This is a genomic window from Achromobacter sp. 18P8.1.1, assembly GCF_057799415.1.
In genome coordinates, this window is sequence record NZ_JBYOKH010000038.1 from 33,381 (window position 1) to 49,196 (window position 15,816).

The following is a 15,816-nucleotide window of genomic DNA, read 5'->3' on the forward strand; positions in this document are numbered from 1 at the left end:
TGCTTGGGCGCAAGTGAGCGGCAGTTCTGCCGGGCATTTCAACTTTTTCGGCGTCGGCGCGGGGTCGATCCCCGGTATTTCAATACTCCGCCCGACGCGCCAGCGCCGCCTGCCGATACGGCGCGGCCTCGATGCCGTGCTTGCGCATCAGCGCCCAGAATGCGCGCCGGTGCTTGTCGCAGGCGCGCGCGGCCTGCGCCACGTTGCCGCCGTGGCGTGACAGCGCGTGGCGAATGTAGTCCCGCTCGAAACCGTCCACCACCCGCGATTTGGCCAGGCGGAACGACTCCTGCGCCGGCAGGCGCCGTGCCTCGCGCATGCCGGCCGCGGCCTGTTCGACAAGTTCTGCCGGCAACCGCGGGCGAGCCGCCTCGTGCGCTGCGGCTTCTGACCCGCCCGGATAACTGGCCGCCGGTTCCCGCACACTGGCGCGCGGCGGCTGGCGCCACACGGCGGGCCGCGCCATCCGGTCCAGGCGCACCCGCATGCTTTCCAGGCAGGCGGGCTGCGCGATGAAGTCCGCCACGCCTAAGCCCAGCAGGTCTTCGATGGCGGGGGCCTTCATGTCGTCCATCAGCAGCAGGATAGGCGTCGTCAGCGCGGCGCCTGCCTGAGCCAGGGCCATGCGCGCCCACGCGACCGTGGACGGCGTCACAGGCAGGATGCAGCCGTCATAGCGCTTGAGCGATATCGCCAGGCGCGCGAGCACCTGGACGTCCTGCAGCAGATGTGGGTGGACGCCCGCGCCGTGCGCAGGAGCCGCGAGAAGCTCGGCATTGGCCTCCGCTGCGTGTGTGCGAACCAGCGGCACCAGGTGCAGCCGGATCCGCGTCAGCCGGGCTTGATGCCGGGCGACCCAATCGCGCATGGCGCCTTCATGGCCCGGCGCCAGCAGCACCCCGCAATCCAGGACTTCTCGCACGCTTTCCCCTTTGGCTATGTAGGCAAAGTTGAAGGCTACTGTCGTGCAAGCCTCGTCGCCATTCGTAGTGAACGCATTGCGGTCGCCCCGCACAAGGACAAATGATGCGCTGGCATGAAACGCGCGGGCATGAAAAAAGCGGCCATTGGCCGCTTTTTCCAATCCGGAGCGAACCCCGGGGTACTGCTTTGCCGCTTAGTGCGAACGACCGCCTTGGCGCAGCTTGCGCGCCGCGATGGCTTGCGCAGCCAGCATGGCGAGTTCCGCTTCGACGACCGCGATGTCAGCCTTGTCCTTGGCGTTCGCAAGGGCCTCTTCGGCCTTCTTGCGAGCTTCCAGGGCACGGGCTTCGTCCAGGTCGGCGGCACGGATAGCCGTGTCGGCCAGAACCGTCACGCTGCCCGGCTGCACTTCCAGAATGCCCCCGGCGACGAAGATGTTTTCCTCGCCTTGGTCGGCACGAACGATCTTGACCGTCCCGGGGCGTATGCGCGAAATCAGCGGGGTGTGGCCGGGCAGAATGCCCAGTTCACCCGCTTCGCCAGGCAGCACCACGAACTTCGCCTCACCGGAGAAGATCGCTTCCTCTGCGCTGACGACATCCACATGCAGGGTAGCCATATCGGTTCCTTATTGCAGTTTCTTGGCCTTCTCGAAGGCCTCGTCGATCGAACCGACCATGTAGAAGGCCTGTTCCGGCAGGGCATCGCACTCGCCGTTCACGATCATCTTGAAACCACGGATGGTTTCGGCCAGCGGAACGTACTTGCCGGGCGAGCCGGTAAACACTTCAGCAACGTGGAACGGCTGCGACAGGAAACGCTGGATCTTACGAGCGCGGGCCACGGCCTGCTTGTCGTCGGGCGACAGTTCGTCCATACCCAGAATCGCGATAATGTCGCGCAGTTCCTTGTAGCGCTGCAGCGTTTGCTGCACGCCACGAGCAACGGCGTAGTGCTCTTCGCCGACGACTTGCGGGTCGAGCTGGCGGCTGGACGAATCCAGCGGGTCCACGGCCGGGTAGATACCCAGCGAAGCGATGTCACGCGACAGCACGACGGTGGAGTCCAAATGCTGGAAGGTCGTGGCAGGCGACGGGTCGGTCAAGTCATCCGCAGGGACGTACACGGCCTGGATCGAGGTGATCGAGCCCGTCTTGGTCGACGTGATGCGCTCTTGCAGCTTGCCCATTTCTTCAGCCAGCGTGGGCTGGTAGCCCACGGCCGACGGCATACGGCCCAGCAGTGCGGACACTTCGGTACCGGCCAGCGTGTAGCGGTAGATGTTGTCCACGAAGAACAGGATGTCGCGGCCTTCGTCACGGAACTTCTCGGCCATCGTCAGGCCGGTCAGCGCCACGCGCAGACGGTTGCCCGGGGGTTCGTTCATCTGACCGAACACCATCGCGACCTTGTCCAGAACGTTCGACTCTTCCATTTCGTGGTAGAAGTCGTTGCCTTCGCGGGTACGCTCACCCACGCCGGCAAACACCGACAAACCGCTGTGCTGCTTGGCGATGTTGTTGATGAGTTCCATCATGTTCACGGTCTTGCCCACGCCGGCGCCGCCGAACAGGCCGACCTTGCCGCCCTTTGCGAACGGGCAGACCAAGTCAATAACCTTGATGCCGGTTTCCAGCAGTTCCACCGACGGCGACAGTTCGTCGAAGCGGGGAGCGCTTTGGTGGATGCCACGCTTTTCTTCGTGTTGGATCGGGCCGGCTTCGTCGATGGGACGACCCAGCACGTCCATGATGCGGCCCAGCGTGCCGGTGCCGACCGGCACCGAGATCGGGGCGCCCGTGCCGGTGACCTTCATGCCGCGGCGCAGGCCGTCGCTGGAGCCCAGCGCAATGGTACGCACCACGCCGTCGCCCAACTGTTGCTGCACTTCCAGCGTCAGACCCTTTTCGGCGAACGAGGAGGACTCGTCGTCGGCCAGAGTAAGCGCTTCATAAATCTTGGGCATGTGATCGCGGGGGAACTGAATATCCACCACGGCGCCGATGCACTGAACGATGGTTCCGTTGCTCATGTCGATTCCTTGCTTGATAGCTTTAGATGGGAGCTGCCTGCCTTAAACGGCGGCAGCGCCCCCTACGATTTCCGAAATTTCTTTGGTGATCGCGGCCTGACGGGTCTTGTTGTAGACCAGTTGCAGCTCTCCGATGACCTTCTTGGCGTTGTCCGACGCCGCCTTCATGGCGACCATCCGGGCCGACTGCTCCGAAGCCATGTTCTCGGCCACGGCTTGATACAGCAGGCCTTCAACGTAACGCTGCAGCAGGTCGTCGATCACGCTACGGGCGTCGGGTTCGTAGATGTAATCCCAGCTGTAGTCCGACTTCACTTCCGACGTCTTGGCCAGGCTATCAGCACCCGTCTGGTACGGATCTTCCAAACCACTGGCCAACGGCAGCAGACGCAAGAACAGCGGCTCCTGCTTCATCGTATTGACGAAGCGGGTCGATGCCACGTACAGCGCGTCGATGCGGCCATCCAGGTAGGCGTCCAGCTGCACCTTGATCGCGCCCAGCAGGCGGTCCAGTTGCGGCTTGTCGCCCAGTTGCACTTCCTGGGAAACCAGTTTGGCGCCGATACGGGTCAGCACACCCACGCCCTTATTGCCGAAAGCGGTCGCTTGCACGGCGATGCCGTTTTTCTCGAACTCTTTCAGCTTGCCCAACGTCACGCGAGTGATGTTGGTGTTCAAGCCGCCGCACAAACCCTTGTCAGTCGTCACCATGACCACGCCGACCGCTTTGATTTCGCGTTCGACCAGGTACGGGTGGCTGTACTCGGGGTTGGCCTGCATCAGGTGCGCAGCAATCTCGCGCACCTTGGTGGCGTACGGACGACCAGCACGCATCCGTTCCTGCGCCTTGCGCATTTTGGATGCGGCGACCATTTCCATCGCCTTGGTGATCTTGCGCGTGTTTTGCACGCTCTTGATCTTGGTTCGGATTTCCTTAATTCCGGGCATTGCGCTTTCCTGTGAAGACTGGCCGATGGGTTCCGCTCACGCCTCAACCATCCGGTAAGGATGGGTGAGGCGTTGCAGACGCCTAACCCATCACTTTCTTAAAAAGCACCGTGCTTCTTGAATTCCTGAACGGCGGTGGCCAATTCGGCCTCGTCGTCCTTGGACAGTTCCTTGGTGTCTTCGATGCGCTGGATCATGGCCGCATGCTTGGCCTTCAGTTGATCCTTGAGCGACTTCTCGAACGACAGCACTTGGGCCACGTCCACGTCATCCAGGTAGCCGTTGTTGACCGTGTACAGCGTGACGGCCAGTTCCCACACTTGCAGCGGCTGATATTGCGGCTGCTTGAGCAGTTCGACCACGCGCTTGCCGCGTTCCAGCTGGCGACGGGTAGCGTCGTCCAGGTCGGAAGCGAACTGCGCGAAGGCGGCCAGTTCACGGTACTGCGCCAAGTCGGTACGGATACCGCCGGACAGCTTCTTGACGACCTTGGTCTGCGCAGCACCACCCACACGCGACACCGAGATACCGGCGTTGATTGCGGGGCGGACACCGGCGTTGAACAGGTCGGTTTCCAGGAAGATCTGGCCGTCGGTGATCGAGATCACGTTGGTCGGAACGAAGGCGGAAACGTCGCCTGCCTGGGTTTCGATGATCGGCAGTGCGGTCAGCGAACCGGTCTTGCCCTTGACGGCGCCATCGGTGAACTTTTCGACGTAGTCTTCGTTCACGCGGGCAGCACGTTCCAGCAGACGCGAGTGCAGGTAGAACACGTCGCCCGGGTAGGCTTCACGGCCCGGCGGACGGCGCAGCAGCAGCGACACTTGGCGATAGGCCCAGGCTTGCTTGGTCAGATCGTCATAAACGATCAGGGCGTCTTCGCCACGATCGCGGAAGTATTCGCCCATCGTGCAACCGGCGTAAGCAGCCAGGTATTGCATGGCGGCCGAGTCAGAAGCGGTAGCGGCCACGACGATGGTGTATTCCATCGCGCCGTGCTCTTCCAGCTTGCGGACCACGTTGTTGATCGTGGAAGCCTTCTGGCCGATGGCGACGTACACGCAGGTGACGCCCTTGCCCTTCTGGCTGATGATCGTGTCGACAGCGACGGCGGTCTTGCCGGTCTGGCGGTCGCCAATGATCAGTTCGCGTTGGCCGCGGCCGATCGGCACCATCGAGTCGATAGCCTTGACGCCGGTTTGCAGCGGCTGCGACACCGAGCGGCGGGCGATAACGCCAGGCGCCACTTTTTCGATGATGTCGGTTGCCTTGGCGTTGATCGGGCCCTTGCCGTCGATCGGCTCGCCCAGCGTGTTTACCACGCGGCCTTTCAGTTCCGGACCGACCGGGACTTCCAGAATGCGGCCGGTCGTCTTGACCTGGTCGCCTTCGGAGATGCCGGTGTAGTCGCCGAGGATAACGGCGCCGACGGAATCGCGCTCAAGGTTGAGCGCCAGACCGAAAACGTTGTTGGGAAATTCGAGCATTTCGCCCTGCATCACATCGGACAAGCCGTGGATGCGGGTAATACCGTCGGTCACGGACACGACGGTGCCCTGAGTACGGACATCAGCCGAAGCGCCCAGGCCCTCGATGCGGCTCTTGAGCAGTTCGCTGATCTCGGAGGGATTGAGTTGCATATTGACTCCTGGAATCCTGTTAGTTGCCTTAAGCGGCGAGCTGATCGCGCATGCGGACCAATTGGGCTTGTACGGAAGTATCGAGCACCTGGTCACCGACAGCCACGCGCACGCCGCCGATCAACGACTTGTCGACGGTGACGTTGGGCTTGAGCTTGAGGCCGAATTTTTGTTCGAGCGCGGCGACCAGTTCTTTGACCTGGTCGTCGCTCAGTTCGAACGCGCTGGTGATTTCCGCCTGCGCCGTGCCCTCGTGACGATTCCGCAGCACCACGAATTGCGTGGCGATGTCGGGCAGCAGCAGCAGTCGGTCGTTTTCAACCAGCAGCTCGATGAAATTACGGGCGGCCTGCGGCAGTTCGACCTTGATCAGGCCGGAAAACAGCTCAACGCGCTGCTTGTCGCCCAGACGCGGGTCGGCCATGGCCTCGCGCACGTCGGGGTTGGAGGCGACCTGCGACATTTCGCTGACCAGGTCGGCCCAAGCCGGCAAGCCGGCCTTGTCGTCGCGCGCTGCGCTGAAGAGCGCTTCAGCGTAGGGACGGGCAACAGTGGAAAGTTCAGCCATGACGGTCCCGGATTAAAGCTGCGCGCGAAGCTGGTTCAGCAGCTCGGCGTGGGCGCGGGCGTCAACCTCGCGCTTGAGGATCTGTTCAGCACCCTTGACAGCCAACGCGGCAACGTCGTCGCGCAGCGAGTCACGAGCGCGCTGAACTTCCTGCGCGGCATCTTGAGCTGCTTGAGCCACGATACGGGCGCGTTCAGCTTCCGCTTCACGGCGGGCTTGCTCGATCAGGGAGGCGGCTTGCTTTTCGGCCTCGATGATGCGGGCGTGGTTTTCGGACTTGGCAGAAGCCTCGATAAGACTGACACGCGCCTGGGCTTGAGCCAAGTCGGCTTTGCCCTTCTCGGCGGCGGCAAGGCCGTCGGCGATTTTTTGGCGGCGCTCGTCCATCGCCTTCGTCAGAGGAGGCCACACGAATTTCATCGTGAACCAGCCCAGAACGAAGAACACGAGCATCTGGAAAATGATCGTCGCGTTCAGATTCACGGTCGTTCCTTTAACACCTTGCGGCTCCGACCGCACCCGGAAAGGGGCGTCACGGAGCACTCGATACTTTGCTGACCGGCGATGGGACTTGCGCCCTCATCGCCGCCAGCGTCATGACCCGCCTATTCGCCGGCGGGCGCTGCCTTAGCCGACGAACGGGTTGGCGAAGGCGAACAGCATGGCAATACCCACGCCGATCAGGAATGCCGCGTCGATCAGGCCAGCCAGCAGGAACATCTTCGTTTGCAGAGCGTTCATCAGCTCAGGCTGACGAGCCGAAGCTTCCAGATACTTGCCGCCCATCAGTGCGATGCCGATGCAAGCGCCGATAGCACCCAAACCGATGATGAGACCGCAAGCGAGGGCAACGAAAGCGACGTTGGTCATGACAACTCCTTGGTTAGAAATCTGAAGTCAAAAATTGAAAAATAAGGGGTACAGCTCAATGCAAGATAATCTTGCTATCCCACGCTGGCCGGGTGGCCAGCGCAGGAAATTCGGGGGATCAGTGGCCTTCGTGTGCCTGGCCGAGATACACCAGCGTCAGCATCATGAAGATGAAGGCCTGCAGAAGAACGATCAGGATGTGGAAGATCGCCCAGATGGAGCCGGCCAGGATGTGGCCGATTCCCAAGCCGATGCTGGCACCGTTGAAGCCGGTCCAGGCGCCGCCCAGGAGGGCGATCAGCATGAAAATCAGTTCGCCGGCGAACATGTTGCCGAACAACCGCATGCCCAGCGACACGGACTTGGCGGCGTATTCGATCAGGTTCAGCAGCAGGTTGAACGGGGCCAGCACGACGGCGCCCAGGCCATGCGCATGGAACGGCGCGGTGAACAGTTCTTTGACGAAGCCGCCCGGGTGCTTGATCTTGATGCCGTAATAGAACATCAGCAGCAGCACGCCCAGCGACATGCCCATCGGCACGTTCAGGTCGGCGGTCGGCAGAATGCGGTGGTAATAGAGGGGATCGCCGTGCTCCGCACCCAGGCCGGTCAGGCGCCAGATGGAGGGCAACAGGTCAACCGGCAGCAAGTCCAGCGCATTCATCAGGATGATCCAGAGGAACACGGTGAGCGCCAGCGGGGCGATGAAAAGACGGCTCTTGGCGTTGTGGACGATGCCCTTGGCCTGGTCGTCGACCATGTCGACGATCATTTCCACGAAAGCCTGGAAGCGGGTCGGCACGCCACTGGTGGCGCGGCGAGCAGCGCGCCACAGGAAGAAAATCACGATCAGACCCATCAGGCCGGACCAGAACAACGAGTCGTAATTGATGATGTCGAACTGAGCAATTGCGCTCTGTTTCTCACCGGTATTGTTCAGATGCACCAAGTGATGCTGAATATACGCGGACTGAGGCGACACGTCGCTGGCAGCAGCCATTTGAATCCTACCCTATTTGCTGTATGCCCGAACCCTTGCGAGCCGGACGATTCCACGATCACGTTTGCCGCTACTGACTACTCGGCGCTAAGACAACTTGCGGAACATCAAAAGCAGGAGGTAACCCTTCAATGTGAGTATCAGACCGAGCAATGCAGCGGGCCACACCAGGGTGTCCTGCGCCACACGCGAAAGCCCCCACAACAGCAATGCCGTTGCGAACAACTTGATCAACTCACCAGAGAGAAAGGTAAAGGGACTGGCTCGACCGGCCCGAACGCTGACAACCAGGCGCAATGCGAACAACGCATTGGGTATGAAATACGCTCCCGCCCCCGCCAGCGCCGACCAACCAGCCGCTGCCCCTCCGACAACCCCCGCAATTACTGCTGCTGCGAGCCCCATGGCGCCTTGCGCCGCCAATGCCAACAGGAGCCCGCGGCTAGCTTGAGCATTCAGCGCCGCGCGATCCGCGTCGCTGAGAACCAGAACCTTGTCCATCTCGTCCTGGTCCAACAAACCCTGTTGCACATGTTGCATCGAGTTCTGCTGCATCAAACTTCCCCGCTGTACTTCTTGCCCCTATCAGAACCGGCGTGCCCGCACTTGAAACCTGATGCTTTGTCCTTACATAGGTCAAAGGCACCGCTTTCAGTACGCGCTAGTGTCTGGCTTCGGCTTGCCTGGGTTCGCCTTTCAGCCCATGCTTTTCAGCATCCGCTAATTTAGCGTCTCTACCCTGCAATCCGCGCCCATCCACCGCTTACCAGCCGCCACGTGTTCTTATCCCGCAAGCGTCAAACCCGCAGAGTATAGCGTGATTCTTTTTGCTCGAGCAAATGAACTTTCGGGGGTTTGTAAGGTGCAAACAACGGCCCGGGCGTACTAGATACCGCACGAAAAATAGGGACGCGAGCGCGGCCCTTGTTCCACCTGCTCAAGCCTTGCGCAACCCGCCTTTGCACTCTAAAAAAGCGGCCCCGACATCGGGGCCGCTTTGTTCCGGCAGGCGGTGTTAACCGGCTCTCGGGCTTAGTCTTCCTTGACCGGCGGCGGCGCCCACTGGCCATCCAGCGCCGTGTCTTGCGGCCAGTACAGGCGCAGGCTCAACAGGAACGGACCGTCGGCGGCCGGCGTGCTGATCCAGTTCGAACGCTTCTTCTCGCCCGGGTCGCGGCGCTGGATGTAGATGTCCAGCGAGCCGTCCGAGTTGTACTTCAGCCCGTCGGTGCTGCGCAGCGCGTAGCGGTTGGCGGGGTTGTCGGCAAAGCCGTGCTTGTCGTTATAGACGTGCAGCGACCAGAACGCGTTAACGGGCGGCAGCTGGCCCTTGTCGAAGTGCAGCACGTAGTCCTCGTTGGAGTTCAACGGACGGCCCTTCGAATCGGCCACGGTCACCGGGTACAGCACGTCTTCCGGCGTCGGCGCGCCCAGGCCCGCATAAGCGATGGCGGCGCGGCGCGCGTAGTCGGTGCCGTAGGTGCCGATGCCCGACAGGACGGTGTTCCAGCCGTTGATCGGCGTGCCCAGGCGCGACACGCCATCGGCGATGCGGCGACCCGCCAGCGGCTGGGCGTCAGCCAGGGCCTGCTGCACGGCCGGGCTCAGGCGGCCATACGAGAACGGTTGGCGGCTGTCCAAGCCGATGCGGCGCATGCGGTCCAGGATCGGCGAATCGTTGGCGTGCGGCGGATTGTTGCGCAACACATCGAAGAACAGTGCAAAGAAGGATGCCGCGTCCATGCTGGCCGCCTGCTCGGCGGGCGTGCCCTCGGGCAGGTTTACCGGCGTCGGCAACGGCAGGCCGCTGCCGATCGGGGCCGAGCCCACGCCCGATCCGGTCTGCGGATAGGCGTTGCCCGCGGTGTAGCGGCCGCTGCGCATCGGCGTCGCGGCGGTCTGCGTGACAAGCGGCACAGCAGTCATGCCGGCCTGGATCTGATTGACGGCCGCGTAGTCCTGCGGACCGCCGGTCTGGGTCCAGCCGATCAACCAGCCGGTCGAGGTCGGGCTGCGGATCACGTCGATGCCGGCGGGCACGCTGCCCTGCCAGTTGGGGCCGACGATGGCGAAGGATTGCGCGCCGGGGCCGTTGGTGCGGGTGCCGCGCGAGGCGAACACGTCGCTCCACATATCCAGCGCCGACAGCACCGAATAGCGCCCGCCCGTGTCGGGCAGGTTCACGATCAGCGGCGCCTGCGAAACATCGAACCACAGGCTGGAGTACAGCGCGTCGGCGCTGGGCCACGGCGTGTCGGCGGCACGCGGGTCAGGGAAAGCGGTCTTGTGGCCGAACTGGTTCACCGGCGCGCGCCCGTCCAGCGGACTTTGCACGGCGGTGGCCTTGCGGCGCGCCAGCTCCATCAACACCATGGGATAGGCGTAGACGTAGGCATCGATGGCCGTGTCGCGCAGATCCTGCTCGCTCATCTGCGGCGCGGCAGCCGAGGCGGGATAGGGCGTTTCGGACACCAGGCGCAGCGTGGGCTGCGGCGATTGAGCCTGAGTGGCGGTCACGAAGCAGGCGCTGAGCGCGCCCGCAAGGACCGCGGCGGACCACCGGCGATTGGCGATAAAAGTACGCATGCAAGGCTCCTTCTTGATTTTGTTTGCAAGCGAGCCGCCGCGCGGGACTTGCCAGGTTGGGCAAGCCGCTCTGGCGCGGCACCTCTTGATGACGCCTAATCAGGATAGGGAAGAAGTCTGCAACAAGGTGCTGCCCAGACGTTTCAAGGCGCAACGGGAAAACCCGTATTCGGCGCCCATGAAAAACGCGCCCTGCCGGGCGCGTCGGGTGTATCAGGACATGCACACGCCGCTTGCGCGGACGTAACAAGGCTTAACGGTGTTTAAAGTCCGGTTTGCGCTTTTCGGTGAACGCGGCCATGCCTTCCTTCTGGTCTCCGGTGGCGAACAGCGAATGGAAGACGCGGCGTTCGAACAGCAGGCCTTCGTTCAGCGAGCTTTCGAACGCGCGATTCACGCATTCCTTGGCCATCATCACGGACGGCAGCGACATCGACGCGATGACGGTGGCGGCATCCAGGGCTTCTTCCATCAGCTTGTCGGCGGGGACCACGCGCGACACCAGGCCGGCGCGCTCCGCTTCTTCGGCGCCCATCATGCGGGCGGTCAGCGCCAAGTCCATGGCCTTGGACTTGCCCACGGCGCGCGGCAGGCGCTGCGTGCCGCCGGCGCCCGGGATCACGCCCAGCTTGATCTCCGGCTGGCCGAACTTGGCGGTGTCAGCGGCGATGATGATGTCGCACATCATGGCCAGTTCGCAGCCGCCGCCCAGCGCGTAGCCGCCCACGGCGGCGATTACGGGCTTCCGGATGCGCTTCAAGGTTTCCCAGTTGCGGGTGATGTATTCGCTGCCGTACACATCCATGTACGACCAGTCTTTCATCGCGCCGATATCGGCGCCTGCGGCAAAGGCCTTCTCGCTGCCGGTAATGACCACGCAGCCGATGTCGGCATTCGCTTCGAACGCCAGCAGTGCCGCGCCGAGCTCATCCATCAGTTGATCGTTCAGCGCATTGAGCGCCTTGGGGCGGTTCAGCGTCAGCAGGCCGACGCGGCCCCGGGTCTCGACCAGTACAAACGACTCGCTCATTGAATGTCTCCAGTAATAAGATAGAAGCATGAAAAAATCAGATGCCGCTTTTCCGATACTTTACCGCCTTGCGCCGTTCGATCCGGCAGGACACCGCTACCGGATAACCCTAACCATCGATACGCCTTCTCCTGAAGGCCAGCGCCTGTCGCTGCCGGCCTGGATTCCGGGCAGCTACCTCATCCGCGATTTCTCGCGCCAGATCGAATCGCTGTCGGCCCATGCGGGCACGCGGCGCGTGAATGTCGACAAAATCGATAACCACACCTGGCAGGCCGCGCCTTGCGACGGCCCGTTGCGGGTCGAATACGTGGTTTACGCGTGGGACCTGTCGGTGCGCGGCGCGCATCTGGACGAAAGCCACGGCTTCTTCAACGGCACCAGCGTGTTCCTGCGCGTGCATGGCCAGGACCACCTGCCCTGCCTGGTGGACCTGGCGCCGCCGCGCGGCCTGGACGGCTGGAAGGTCTACACCAGCCTGCCCGAGGCCCGCGGCCACAAGGGCGCCGCCCGCCGCCACGGCTTCGGCCTGTACCTGGCGCCGGATTACGACGCGCTGATCGACCATCCCGTGGAAATGGGCACGCCCCATGTGGCGACGTTCACGGCCCACGGCGCGGAACACGAACTGGTGTTTACTGGCGTGACGCCGAACCTGGATCTGGCCCGCATCACGGGCGACGTGAAAAAGATCTGCGAGACGCAGATCGCGTTCTTCGAGCCCCGCACGAAACGCGCGCCGTTCCTGGACAGTTCCAACCGCTACGTCTTCATGACCATGGTGACGGGCGACGGCTACGGCGGCCTGGAGCATCGCGCCAGCACGGCGCTGATGACGTCCCGCAAGGACTTGCCGGTGCTGGGCCAGCAAGGCCAGGGCGAAGGCTACCGCGGCTTTCTTGGCCTGGTCAGCCATGAATACTTCCATACCTGGAACGTCAAGCGCATCAAGCCGCAGGCGTTTGCCCCCTACCACCTTGAGCAGCCCGACCTGACGCGCCTGCTGTGGGTGTTCGAAGGCTTCACGTCCTATTACGACGACCTGCTGCTGCTGCGCTCGGGCGCGATCACGCAGTCCGACTACCTGCGCTTGCTGGCCAAGACCATCACCAGCGTGGCCCGCACGCCGGGCCGCGCCAAGCAGTCGGTGGCGGAAAGCTCGTTCGACGCGTGGACGCGCTATTACAAGCAGGACGAGAACTCGCCCAACGCGCTGGTCAGTTACTACACGAAGGGCGCGCTGGTGGCGCTGGGCCTGGACTTGCTGATCCGCCGCGACTCCGCCGGCCGCCATTCGCTGGACGACGTGATGCGCCTGCTGTGGGAGCGCTATGGCCGCGACTTCTATCAGGGCAATCCGCAGGGCTTGCCCGAAGACGGCCTGCCCGCGCTGATCCAGGAAGCCACCGGCGTGGATGCCCGCCGCTTCATCGCGCGCCATGCCTACGGCACGGCCGACGTGCCGCTGGCCGAACTGCTGGCCGCCGAAGGCATCACGCTGCAATGGAAGACGGCGGCCAACATCCCGTCGCTGGACGTGCGCACGCGCAAACAGGGCGACTCGCTGCTGCTGGCCACCGTGCTGGAAGGCGGCGCGGGCCACCAGGCCGGCCTGTCGGCGGGCGATGTGCTGGTGGCGGTGGATGGTTTGCGGGTGGATGCACCCGCCGGCCTGGACCTGCTGCTGGCGCAGTATCGCCCCGGTGATCGCGTGACAGTGCACGTGTTCCGCCGCGACGAGTTGCGCGCGTACCGCGTGAGGCTCACCGCGCCCGAGGCGCTGGATTGCGTGTTGACGGTATAGCGCCGCGCGTCGGGGGACACGGCACAGGGGCCCATCGGGCCCCTGCTTAATTCAGCTTGGCCCCCGAGGCGTCCACCGCCTTTTTCCATGCGTCCAGTTCGCGGTCGATATGGCTGGCGAAGTCGGCCGGCGTAGAGCCCACGGTTTCATAGCCATAGCCCGCCAGTTGCTGCTTCAACGCGGGCAACGCCACGGCGTCGGCGATGCCGCGGCTCAAGGCGTTGACGACATCGGGCGGCGTGCCCGCCGGCGCCAGCACCCCGTACCAGCCGTTCACCACGAAGCCAGGCACGCTTTCGGCCACCGTGGGCACATCGGGCAGCAAGGGCGAGCGGCGTTCGCCGGTGACCGCGATGGCCTTCAACTTGCCTGCCTGCACCTGTGGCAACGACGTGGAGATGCTGTCGAACATCAACGACACCTCGCCGCCCAGCAAGGCGACGACCGCGGGGCCGCTGCCTTTGTACGGCACGTGCATCATGTCCACGCCCGTCTGGTTCTTGAACATCTCGGCGGCCAGATGGCTGGTGTTGCCGTTGCCGGCGGACGCGAAACTGAGCTTGCCGGGATGGCTCTTGCCGTAGGCGATCAGTTCGGGGATGGTGCTGGCCGGCGTGGACAACGGCGCAGCCACCAGCATCGGCAACGTCGCCACCAGCGAGACCGGCGCGAAGTCACGGCGGGTATCGTAGGGCAAGGACGGATACAGGCTGGGGTTGATGGCATGCGCGGCCAGCACCATCAGCAAGGTGTAGCCGTCAGGCTTGGCGCGCGCCAATTGCGCGGACGCGATGGCGCCGCCCGCGCCCGGCTTGTATTCCAGCACGACCGGCTGACCCCACTTCTTCTGCAGTTCCGCGCCCAGCGGCCGGGCCAGCATATCGGCGCTGCCGCCCGGCGGATACGGGATCAGCAAGGTGATGGGCCTGTCGGGGTAGGCCGGGGCGGCTTCGACAGCACCCAGGGACAGGACGCCGAGCGACGCGGCGATCAGAAGCGAACGGATCATCAGGGGGTCTCCTTTGCCCGAAGGCGGATGCACACCGTCAGGCGTAGCGCGGCGTGCCGGCTGGATCCAGCACGATCACGCGCGGCGTCGCCGGGAAATGCAGCGGCGCCTCGGTCACGGAACGCAGGAAGGCCGCGGTAACGCCTGCCTTCATGGCGTAGACATTCAAGCCGCCGGGCGTCACGTCGATCACCGCCAGATCGGTATAGATGCGCGTCACGACGCCCTTGCCCGTCAGCGGATACGTGCATTGCCGCAGCACCTTGGGCGTGCCGTCGCGGCCGCGGTGCTCCATCGTGACCAGGACCTGCTTGGCGCCCACGGCCAGGTCCATCGCGCCGCCCACGGCGGGAATGGCGTCGGCCGCATCGGTCTTCCAATTGGCCAGGTCGCCTGACTCCGATACCTGGAACGCGCCGAGCACGGCGTAGTCAAGGTGGCCGCCGCGCATCATCGCGAACGACACGGTGTGCTCGGTGATCGAGGCGCCGTCCAGCAGCGTGATGGGCTGGCGGCTGGCGTTGATCAGGTCCAGGTCCACGTTTCCGCCGCTGGCGGCCGGGCCCATGCCCAGGATGCCGTTTTCGCTGTGCAGCAGGATGTCCTTGTCGGAGGGCAGGTAGTCGCCCACCAGCGTCGGCATGCCGATGCCCAGGTTGACGATGGAGCCGTCGGGGATGTCGCTGGCCAGCAGCTGCGCGATCTGCTGGCGGGTCAAGCCGGTGATGTCTTGCATGTCAGGCCTCCACCCGCACCACGGATTTCACGAAAATGCCTTGCGTCATGACCTGCTCGGGCACGAACGCGCCCAGCGGCACGACCTCGTCGACCTGCGCGATGGCGTGGCCGGCGGCCATGCACATCACCGGGTTGAAGTTGCGCGCCGCGTGCCGGTACATCAGATTGCCCCAGCGGTCGCCCAGATGGGCGCGGATCAGCGCGTAATCGCCGCGCAGCGGATGCTCCAGCACGTAGCCCACGCCGTCGATCACTTCCTGGCGACGGCCCGCGGCCAGTTCGGTGCCGTAGCCGGTGGGCGTGTAGAACGGCCCCAGCCCCGCGCCCGCGGCGCGCAGCCGTTCGGCCAGCGTGCCCTGCGGCACGCATTCCAGTTCCACCTCGCCAGCGCGAAACGCACGCGCGAACGCATCGGAATTGGGCGGACGCGGATGCGAGCAGATGATCTTGCGGACCTGCTTGCGGATCAGCAGCGCCGCAATGCCGCGCTCGAACGTGCCGGCGTTGTTCGAGATGATGGTCAGGTCGCGCCGGCCCGATTCCGCCAGGCATTGCAGCAGCTCGTAAGGCACGCCCGCTTCGCCAAAGCCGCCCACCAGCACGGACGCGCCGTCGGGAATCACCGCCACGGCCTCGGCCATGGATGCTTGGATCTTGTCGATCACGT

General features: G+C 63.9%; 16 protein-coding genes. 1 reads left to right on the forward strand and 15 read right to left on the reverse strand.

Features of this window, described 5'->3' with window-relative positions:
• Positions 1-79 precede the first annotated feature (79 nt).
• The 12 genes from AC27VE_RS21725 to AC27VE_RS21780 form a co-directional block, all read right to left on the reverse strand.
• On the reverse strand, positions 80-922 hold the full coding sequence (locus AC27VE_RS21725; protein WP_488704933.1) for a helix-turn-helix domain-containing protein: 843 nt from the start codon (positions 920-922) through the stop codon (positions 80-82).
• Positions 923-1,117: 195 nt separating this feature from the next.
• On the reverse strand, positions 1,118-1,543 hold the full coding sequence (locus tag AC27VE_RS21730) for a F0F1 ATP synthase subunit epsilon (RefSeq protein ID WP_006227271.1): 426 nt from the start codon (positions 1,541-1,543) through the stop codon (positions 1,118-1,120).
• 9 nt (positions 1,544-1,552) lie between these two features.
• Entirely contained in the window at positions 1,553-2,956 is a 1,404-nt protein-coding gene (gene atpD / locus AC27VE_RS21735) for a F0F1 ATP synthase subunit beta (protein WP_006227272.1), read from the reverse strand.
• 42 nt (positions 2,957-2,998) lie between these two features.
• Positions 2,999-3,904 carry a F0F1 ATP synthase subunit gamma gene (gene atpG / locus AC27VE_RS21740; protein WP_427956151.1) on the reverse strand — a complete coding sequence of 302 codons (906 nt, stop codon included), beginning with the start codon at positions 3,902-3,904 and terminating at the stop codon, positions 2,999-3,001.
• 98 nt (positions 3,905-4,002) lie between these two features.
• Positions 4,003-5,544, reverse strand: coding sequence for a F0F1 ATP synthase subunit alpha (atpA, locus tag AC27VE_RS21745; protein ID WP_175170565.1), 1,542 nt, complete (start codon positions 5,542-5,544; stop codon positions 4,003-4,005).
• A 28-nt stretch (positions 5,545-5,572) separates the two neighbouring features.
• Positions 5,573-6,112, reverse strand: a complete 540-nt coding sequence (locus AC27VE_RS21750) for a F0F1 ATP synthase subunit delta (protein ID WP_088591229.1) — start codon at positions 6,110-6,112, stop codon at positions 5,573-5,575.
• Between the two features lie 12 nt (positions 6,113-6,124).
• On the reverse strand, positions 6,125-6,595 hold the full coding sequence (locus AC27VE_RS21755; protein ID WP_006227275.1) for a F0F1 ATP synthase subunit B: 471 nt from the start codon (positions 6,593-6,595) through the stop codon (positions 6,125-6,127).
• 144 nt (positions 6,596-6,739) lie between these two features.
• Complete coding sequence (atpE, locus tag AC27VE_RS21760) at positions 6,740-6,982, reverse strand: F0F1 ATP synthase subunit C (RefSeq protein ID WP_003815363.1); 243 nt, start codon at positions 6,980-6,982, stop codon at positions 6,740-6,742.
• A 118-nt stretch (positions 6,983-7,100) separates the two neighbouring features.
• Positions 7,101-7,982 (reverse strand): F0F1 ATP synthase subunit A, encoded by an 882-nt coding sequence (gene atpB / locus AC27VE_RS21765; protein WP_006227276.1) that lies wholly within the window; start codon positions 7,980-7,982, stop codon positions 7,101-7,103.
• 87 nt (positions 7,983-8,069) lie between these two features.
• On the reverse strand, positions 8,070-8,483 hold the full coding sequence (locus AC27VE_RS21770) for an ATP synthase subunit I (RefSeq protein ID WP_035214069.1): 414 nt from the start codon (positions 8,481-8,483) through the stop codon (positions 8,070-8,072).
• A 531-nt stretch (positions 8,484-9,014) separates the two neighbouring features.
• Positions 9,015-10,568: a DUF1254 domain-containing protein gene (locus tag AC27VE_RS21775; RefSeq protein WP_088591230.1), complete on the reverse strand. Its 1,554-nt coding sequence runs from the start codon at positions 10,566-10,568 to the stop codon at positions 9,015-9,017.
• A 253-nt stretch (positions 10,569-10,821) separates the two neighbouring features.
• Entirely contained in the window at positions 10,822-11,598 is a 777-nt protein-coding gene (locus tag AC27VE_RS21780; protein ID WP_488704934.1) for an enoyl-CoA hydratase, read from the reverse strand.
• 28 nt (positions 11,599-11,626) lie between these two features.
• On the opposite strand from AC27VE_RS21780, the gene AC27VE_RS21785 reads away from it, so the two are divergent.
• Entirely contained in the window at positions 11,627-13,402 is a 1,776-nt protein-coding gene (locus AC27VE_RS21785; protein WP_488704935.1) for a M61 family metallopeptidase, read from the forward strand.
• 46 nt (positions 13,403-13,448) lie between these two features.
• On the opposite strand, the gene AC27VE_RS21790 is transcribed toward AC27VE_RS21785, so the two are convergent.
• From AC27VE_RS21790 to AC27VE_RS21800, 3 genes are read right to left on the reverse strand one after another with little or no spacing between them, the layout of a single operon-like run.
• On the reverse strand, positions 13,449-14,411 hold the full coding sequence (locus AC27VE_RS21790; protein ID WP_488704936.1) for a Bug family tripartite tricarboxylate transporter substrate binding protein: 963 nt from the start codon (positions 14,409-14,411) through the stop codon (positions 13,449-13,451).
• 37 nt (positions 14,412-14,448) lie between these two features.
• Complete coding sequence (locus AC27VE_RS21795; RefSeq protein ID WP_488704937.1) at positions 14,449-15,147, reverse strand: 3-oxoacid CoA-transferase subunit B; 699 nt, start codon at positions 15,145-15,147, stop codon at positions 14,449-14,451.
• Between the two features lies 1 nt (position 15,148).
• Positions 15,149-15,814 (reverse strand): 3-oxoacid CoA-transferase subunit A, encoded by a 666-nt coding sequence (locus tag AC27VE_RS21800; RefSeq protein WP_280029885.1) that lies wholly within the window; start codon positions 15,812-15,814, stop codon positions 15,149-15,151.
• Positions 15,815-15,816: the final 2 nt, after the last annotated feature.

Bases quoted from the DNA above. Each gene is read 5' to 3' on its own strand.
- AC27VE_RS21750 (WP_088591229.1), bottom strand. From the start codon at position 6,112: ATGGCTGAACTTTCCACTGTTGCCCGTCCCTACGCTGAAGCGCTCTTC.
- atpB (WP_006227276.1), bottom strand. From the start codon at position 7,982: ATGGCTGCTGCCAGCGACGTGTCGCCTCAGTCCGCGTATATTCAGCAT.
- AC27VE_RS21730 (WP_006227271.1), bottom strand. From the start codon at position 1,543: ATGGCTACCCTGCATGTGGATGTCGTCAGCGCAGAGGAAGCGATCTTC.
- AC27VE_RS21780 (WP_488704934.1), bottom strand. From the start codon at position 11,598: ATGAGCGAGTCGTTTGTACTGGTCGAGACCCGGGGCCGCGTCGGCCTG.
- AC27VE_RS21770 (WP_035214069.1), bottom strand. From the start codon at position 8,483: ATGGACAAGGTTCTGGTTCTCAGCGACGCGGATCGCGCGGCGCTGAAT.
- atpA (WP_175170565.1), bottom strand. From the start codon at position 5,544: ATGCAACTCAATCCCTCCGAGATCAGCGAACTGCTCAAGAGCCGCATC.
- AC27VE_RS21795 (WP_488704937.1), bottom strand. From the start codon at position 15,147: ATGCAAGACATCACCGGCTTGACCCGCCAGCAGATCGCGCAGCTGCTG.
- AC27VE_RS21775 (WP_088591230.1), bottom strand. From the start codon at position 10,568: ATGCGTACTTTTATCGCCAATCGCCGGTGGTCCGCCGCGGTCCTTGCG.
- AC27VE_RS21790 (WP_488704936.1), bottom strand. From the start codon at position 14,411: ATGATCCGTTCGCTTCTGATCGCCGCGTCGCTCGGCGTCCTGTCCCTG.
- AC27VE_RS21785 (WP_488704935.1), top strand. From the start codon at position 11,627: ATGAAAAAATCAGATGCCGCTTTTCCGATACTTTACCGCCTTGCGCCG.
- atpG (WP_427956151.1), bottom strand. From the start codon at position 3,904: ATGCCCGGAATTAAGGAAATCCGAACCAAGATCAAGAGCGTGCAAAAC.
- atpD (WP_006227272.1), bottom strand. From the start codon at position 2,956: ATGAGCAACGGAACCATCGTTCAGTGCATCGGCGCCGTGGTGGATATT.
- atpE (WP_003815363.1), bottom strand. From the start codon at position 6,982: ATGACCAACGTCGCTTTCGTTGCCCTCGCTTGCGGTCTCATCATCGGT.